Raw genomic sequence first — 6,258 nt, forward strand, 5'->3', positions numbered from 1 at the left:
AGTCCAGATTCGGCGCTGTTTCTGGATTCCCGCTTGCGCGGGAATGACGCTCTGCCTTTGATGGACGCGTCATCTCGCGATGCGCCGTGGGCGTTTTAGGGGAGGATTCCGCCATGTACAACCGCGTTCTGATCACCGGCGCCGGGGGCGCCCTGGGCCGTGTGCTGCGTGACGGCCTGAAGGGGGCCTATCCGGTCCTGCGCCTGTCGCACCGTCGCGACGTCGGCCCGGCCGGGCCCGGCGAGGAGATCAACGTCGCCAGCCTGGAGAACTTCGACGAGGTCGACGCCGCCATGGAAGGGGTGGACGCCGTGGTCCACCTGGGCGGCAAGGCGGTCGAGGGCGCGTGGGAGGAGATCCTGCAGAGCAACATCATCGGCACCTACAACGTCCTGGAGGCGGCGCGGCGTCATAAGGTGAAGCGCGTCGTCTTCGCCAGCACGCACCACATCGTCGGCTATTACCGGCGCGACAAAATCGTCGGCGTCGAGGCGCCGCCGCGGCCGGATTCGCGCTACGCCGTCAGCAAGGTGTTCGGCGAAGCCCTGGGGCGCATGTACGCCGACAAATATGGCATGAGCGTCGTCTGCCAGCGCATCGGCGTCTCCCAGGAAAAGGTGCCGCACGTGCGCGGGTTGTGGACTTGGCAGAGCTATCCCGACTACGTCCACATGACGCGGCGCTGCCTGGACGCCCCCGACATCCATTTTCTCGTCGTCTATGGCGTTTCGGCCAACAGCCGGCCGCTGTGGGACAACCCGACCGCCGAGACCATCGGCTATGAGCCCCAGGACGACGCCGAGGATCACATCGACGAGGTGCTGGCCAAGCAGAAGTTCAAGGACGAGCCAGAGATCGAGCGCCTGTTCCACGGCGGCTGGTTCTGCGGCATGGAGTTCGCGGGCGACCCCGAAAAGATCGACTGAACGCCGGCCTCTCGCTGGCGCGACGGGTCCCCTCCCTCTCCTCCGCCGTGCGGCGGAGAGGGCGAATTCATGCGGCTTTCGCCACCAGCCGAGATGTGTGAACCCCGTAGGGCAGCGCCCGGGGCGGAGCCTTGCCGGTTTTCTTGGGCCGTAAAGGGAGAAGATTCACCACGGAGAACACTGAGAACACAGAGGGTCACAGAGGAACCGATCGGCGCGGGCGAAGCCCGTGCAAAACATCTTCTCTTCTCAGTGCCTTCCTCTGTGTTCTCTGTGTTCTCCGTGGTTCACCCCTTTTTTTCACGACCCGCCTGCCCGTGCGAATGCCTCTCAGGCGCGGATTTCCGCTGCTTTTTCCAAAAAATTCATGATCGAGGCCCTTTACTTAGTTTAGAATCCCTATAAATTATGGGGGAATTCGGAACCGGACAAGAAAAGGGGAACGTCATGAACTTGAAGGGCAGCCAGACCGAGAAAAACATCCTCGCCGCCTTCGCCGGCGAATCGCAGGCCCGCAACCGCTATACGCTGTACGCCGAGAAGGCCAGGGACGAGGGCTACGAGCAGATCGCCGCCATCTTCGCCGAGACGGCGGACCAGGAGAAGGCCCACGCCGGGCGCCTCTACAAGCTGCTGCAGGGCGGCGAGGTCGAGATTACCGGCGCCTTCCCGGCCGGGCGCGTCGGCAGCACCGAGGAAAACCTGCGGGGCGCCGCCGCCGGCGAGGAATACGAGGAACTGGAGATGTATCCCGGCTTCGCCAAGACGGCCCGCGCCGAGGGCTTCGAGCCCATCGCCGGCATCTTCGAGGCGATCGCGGTGGCCGAGCGCCAGCACAAGAAGCGCTATCTGGCGCTGGCCGACAACGTCGCCAAGGACCTGGTGTTCAAGCGTCCCGGCGCCGTCACCTGGCGTTGCCTGACCTGCGGCTACCTGCACGAGGGGCCGGAGGCGCCGCGCACCTGCCCGGCCTGCGCCAAGCCGCGCTCGCACTTCGAGCTGCTGGGCGAGAACTGGTAGGCCGAAAAGGCTGCTTCGTCATCGAGGGCGCGGCCTTGGGGCCGCGCCCTTTTTCATGCCCCGGGGCTACTTCTCCGCCGCCGCCACGGCCTCCAGGCCGCCTTCGTAGAACAGGTAGTTGTCGACGCCGTCGAGGATCACGCCGTCGAAGCCCTGGGCGATGATGCCGTAAAGGTAGGATTTGGGGTTGCCGAAGACGATCTGCTGCCATTCGGGCTGCCAGTATTCGACGAAGTACTGGTCGGGATTGCCGGGAGTGGGCGCGCTGATCCAGGTCGGGGCGCCTTCCCGCCAGCCCGGCTTCCAGTAGAAGGCGTCGCTGGCGGCGGCCGCGATGTTGGCATAGGCGAAGACCAGCCGGCGGGCCCCCAGCTTCTTGTATTTCAGCGTCTCCACCGCCTGCTTGCTCAGCGGCTCGCCGATCCTGTGGAAGACGTCGACGATCACCAGGTCGTAGTTGCTGTCGTGCATCTTCATGGCGAAGGCGTCCTCGCGCCCGAAGGCCGAGGAATCGCGCAGCATGACGAAGTTCCTGACGTCGCGCAGGGCGAGCATGTTGTCGCCGTTCTCGGCGAACGGGCGGCCCGGGTATTTGGGCAGCATGTTGAGCGCCAGCCCGCGGGCCGGCGCCCCGAAGAAGACCAGGCCCCGCTTGGCGGCCTGGGCGCGGGCGGCGTCGATGGTCTTGGGGGCGGTGGCGTAATCGACGACCAGCACCGGCAGGCGGTTTTGCTTGGCCCGCTCGATCAGCGGCAGCAGGCGCTCGCGGCGATCCGCCTCGGTCGCCTTGCCGGCCTCCGGCACGCCGTAGAAGAGGCCTTCCTGGAGAATGCCGCCGATGGCCCGCGTGTAGGCCGGGGCCGGCAGCACCAGGTCGGTCTGCGCCGGGTCGCGCTTGACCAGCAGGTTGAGCCCGCCCATCGGCACCACCGCGAAATCGCGGCGCTGGCCGCGCGCGTAGGCGGCGATGGCCTGGACGAACTTGCGCATCTCCTCGCGGTGATCGAGGAAAAGATCGGCCGGCCCGCCGACGGGGGCGGCCGGCGTCGGCGCCACCTCCTCGCCCTGGGCGCGCACGCTGCCCGGCGGCTGCGGCGTCGGCGTCACGCCGGTGGGCGCGGGCGCCGCCTGTTGCGCGGCCGGGGCCGGCGCCGGGGTCAGCGCGCGCGGCTGGCCGGGCGCCTGGGCCAGGCCCGGCGCGGCGGCGGCAAGCATGGCGAGGACGACGGACAGCAGCAGACAACGGCGCGGGCGCGACATGGCATCCCCTTGGCAGGCGGCCTATGGCCCCTGTTGTAGCGCAAAGAAAGGCCAGCGGCAAAGGCTCCGCCGGCAATTTCCCTCTCCGCCCTTGGGGGCGGAGAGGGTCAGGGTGAGGTGGGGGACTCGCCGAGTTCGCTGACGATGGTTTGGAGGACTCCCTCCAGATTGCCTAAGACCTCGTGGTTCCAAAAGCGGTTTACGCGGTATCCATGGGCCGTCATCTCCTTGGTACGCACCGCATCGGCTTCGACGGTCCCGGCGTGTTGTCCGCCGTCGAGTTCGATCGCCAGCGTGTCGGCAGGGATGGCGAAATCCGCGACATAGCGGCCGATCGGATGTTGTCTGCGCACCTTGACCGGCAGGGTCAACTCCCGAAGCGCCCGCCACAGAACCCTTTCGGCCTCGCTGGCGTCCCGGCGCAACACCCTGGCGCGGCGCGTCTCTGGACGAACGACCATCCCCACCTCACCCGGCGCGCGGCGCGCGCCACCCTCTCCGCCCCCAGGGAGCGGAGAGGGTATCGTGGCGCGATCCCTTCCTTCCGTCCAGAACCGTTGCCAGTTGGCGCCGAAGCCCTACTCCAGCAGGTCGGCGACGTGGCTGGCGATGGCCAGCGACGCGGTGAGGCCGGGGCTTTCCATGCCGTAGAGGGCGACCACGCCCGCAACGCCATGGGTTTCCGGGCCCTGGATGACGAAGTCGCCGGCCGGCGTGCCGGGGGGCGTCACCTTGGGGCGGATGCCGGCATAGCCGGGCTGCAGCGCGCCGTCGGCGAGGCTCGGCCAATAGGTGCGGATGGCGGCGTAGAAGCGTTCGGCGCGGCCGGGATCGACCGCGTAGTCGATCTTTTCCACCCACTCGACATCGGGGCCGAAGCGGGCCTGGCCGCCGAGGTCGATCGTCAGGTGCACGCCCAGCCCGCCCGGCTCCGGCACCGGATAGACGAGGCGCGAAAAGGGCGCGCGGCCGGCCAGCGTGAAATAGTTGCCCTTGGCGAGATAGCGCGGCGGCACGCTGTCGGCGGGCAGGAATTCGAACGACGACGACAGCGCCTGGGCGCCCAGGCCGGCGCTGTTGATGACGATGTCGCAGGCCAACTCCATGGGCTCGGCGCCGTGTACCTGGATGACCTTCATGCCCGCCTTCATCGACCCGCCCCACACCGGGCTTTTGAAGGCGACCATGCCGCCCTTGTCCTCGAGGTCGCCCTGGTAGGCCAGCATCAGGCGGTGGCTGTCCATGATGCCGGAGGAGGGCGACAGCAGCGCCGCCGCGGCCTTGAGGTTGGGCTCCATGGCGCGGGCCTCGGCGCCGGCGAGCAGGCGCAGGTCCGTCACCCCGCAGGCCTCGCCCTTGGCCTTGATGAACTCGAGCTGGGCCGACTGCCCCTCGTCGGCGGCGACGATCAGCTTGCCGCAGCGCCGATGCTCGATTCCGTGGCTGGCGAAATAGTCGTACAGCCGCTCGCGGCCCTCGACGCACAGTTTCGCCTTCAGGCTTCCCTTGTCGTAGTAGAGGCCGGCGTGCACCACCTCGCTGTTGCGCGAGCTGGTGTCCGAGCCGATGGTGTCGGTTTCCTCGAGCACCACGACCTCGCGGCCGCGCATCGCCATTTCCCGCGCGATGGCCAGCCCGATGGCGCCGGCGCCGATCACCGCACACTCGATCCGTTCCGTCATTCCGTGGCAGTCCCCCCAAAGGCCGCGGCCAGCCCGCCGCGCCCCCAATATGGGGATTCCGCCGCCATCGTCCAGGCGGGGGGCCGCCGAAATCGCCGCCCGGCCCGGCCGCCGGCCGCCGTTACCACTTTTTGCTTAGGCAACTAATCGAACTGTGATACAATAAAGTGTAGAATAATGTTGCGCCGAGGGTGGGGCCTCGTGGGGAATCGTTTCCAGACGCCAGCGAATTGCGACGCCGCCGCGCACCGGCGGGTGGCGCGCCTTACCTTATAAAACGTCGCCCAACCAACCTCCAACGAGCACGGCTCGGGGCCCCCTTCGGGCCCCGCTTCTTGCCGGGCCCGGCCGCCGCCGCTAGGATCGCGGCCATCGCCCGAGGAACAATCGAAGGAGAGGGGGGAATGGACGTTCGCCTGGACGGACACGTCGCGCTGGTCACCGGCGCCAGCCTGGGGATCGGGCGGGCCATCGCCACGCAATTCGCCGCCTCGGGGGCGGCGGTCGCCCTCGTCGCCCGGCGCACCGACGTGCTGGAAACCACCCGCGCCGCCATCGCCGCCGAGACGGGCGGCCAGGTCTTCGCGGTGCCGGCCGACGTCGCCGACGCCGCCGACTGCGCCCGCGCCTTCGCCGCCGCCAGTGCCGCCCTGGGCCCCGTCGACATCCTGGTGAATAACGCCGGCACCTCGCGGCGCAAGGCCTTCGAGGAGATCACCGACGCCCTTTGGCAGGCCGACCTCGACCTCAAACTCTTCGGCGCCATCCGGCTCATCCGCCTGGCCATCCCGGCGATGCGCGCCCAGCGCTGGGGGCGCATTCTCAACATCCTCAACATCGGGGCCAAGGCGCCCGCCGCCGGCGCCGCCCCCACCGCCGTCAGCCGCGCCGCCGGCCTGGCCCTGACCAAGGTGCTGGCGGGCGAGCTGGCCCCCGACAACATCCTGGTCAACGCGCTGCTGGTCGGGCGCATCCAAAGCGACCAGTGGCGGCAGCGGGCCGCCGCCGAGGGCAAGGACCTCGCGGCCTTCTACGCCGAGATGGGCAAACCCATCCCGCTCAAGCGGGTCGGCCGCGCCGAGGAGTTCGCGGCGCTGGCCTGCTTCCTCGCCTCCGACGCCGGCGGCTACGTCACCGGCACCGCCATCAACGTCGACGGCGGCGCCTCGCCGGTGGTGTAGGGGAAGAAAGGTCCACCACGGAGAACACCGAGAACACAGAGAAAGGCACCGAGAAGAGAGAATGGCGCGGGCAACGCCCGCGCAGCCCGTTTTTCTCTGTGGCCCTCTGTGTTCTCGGTGTTCTCGGTGGTGAACTTCCTCTTTGGGCGCCTCAACTGGTCGGCGCGGCGCAGCGGTGCCAGATTTATG

At 68.4% G+C, this 6,258-nt stretch carries 6 protein-coding genes; 3 read left to right on the forward strand and 3 right to left on the reverse strand.

Annotated features, from left to right (window positions below):
* Positions 1 to 113: 113 nt before the first annotated feature.
* The gene (locus tag ODR01_RS03565; protein ID WP_316976235.1) at positions 114 to 926 is read left to right on the forward strand and encodes an NAD-dependent epimerase/dehydratase family protein; all 813 of its coding nucleotides are present in this window, start codon (positions 114 to 116) and stop codon (positions 924 to 926) included.
* A 447-nt stretch (positions 927 to 1,373) separates the two neighbouring features.
* Positions 1,374 to 1,946, forward strand: coding sequence for a rubrerythrin (gene rbr / locus ODR01_RS03570; RefSeq protein WP_316976236.1), 573 nt, complete (start codon positions 1,374 to 1,376; stop codon positions 1,944 to 1,946).
* A 66-nt stretch (positions 1,947 to 2,012) separates the two neighbouring features.
* Here the strand turns inward: rbr and ODR01_RS03575 are convergent, their stop codons facing one another.
* The 3 genes from ODR01_RS03575 to ODR01_RS03585 all read right to left on the reverse strand — a co-directional run bounded on the left by ODR01_RS03575 (position 2,013) and on the right by ODR01_RS03585 (position 4,888).
* The gene (locus tag ODR01_RS03575; protein ID WP_316976237.1) at positions 2,013 to 3,206 is read right to left on the reverse strand and encodes an endo alpha-1,4 polygalactosaminidase; all 1,194 of its coding nucleotides are present in this window, start codon (positions 3,204 to 3,206) and stop codon (positions 2,013 to 2,015) included.
* Positions 3,207 to 3,313: 107 nt separating this feature from the next.
* Complete coding sequence (locus ODR01_RS03580; RefSeq protein WP_316976238.1) at positions 3,314 to 3,667, reverse strand: endonuclease domain-containing protein; 354 nt, start codon at positions 3,665 to 3,667, stop codon at positions 3,314 to 3,316.
* Between the two features lie 117 nt (positions 3,668 to 3,784).
* Complete coding sequence (locus ODR01_RS03585) at positions 3,785 to 4,888, reverse strand: NAD(P)/FAD-dependent oxidoreductase (RefSeq protein WP_316976239.1); 1,104 nt, start codon at positions 4,886 to 4,888, stop codon at positions 3,785 to 3,787.
* A gap of 404 nt (positions 4,889 to 5,292) precedes the next feature.
* Here ODR01_RS03585 and ODR01_RS03590 point away from each other — a divergent pair, with 404 nt between their 5' ends.
* Positions 5,293 to 6,069, forward strand: a complete 777-nt coding sequence (locus tag ODR01_RS03590; protein ID WP_316976240.1) for an SDR family oxidoreductase — start codon at positions 5,293 to 5,295, stop codon at positions 6,067 to 6,069.
* The last annotated feature ends 189 nt before the right edge of the window (positions 6,070 to 6,258 follow it).

Origin of the sequence: Shumkonia mesophila (genome assembly GCF_026163695.1) — a bacterium.
Taxonomy (GTDB): domain Bacteria; phylum Pseudomonadota; class Alphaproteobacteria; order Rhodospirillales; family Shumkoniaceae; genus Shumkonia; species Shumkonia mesophila.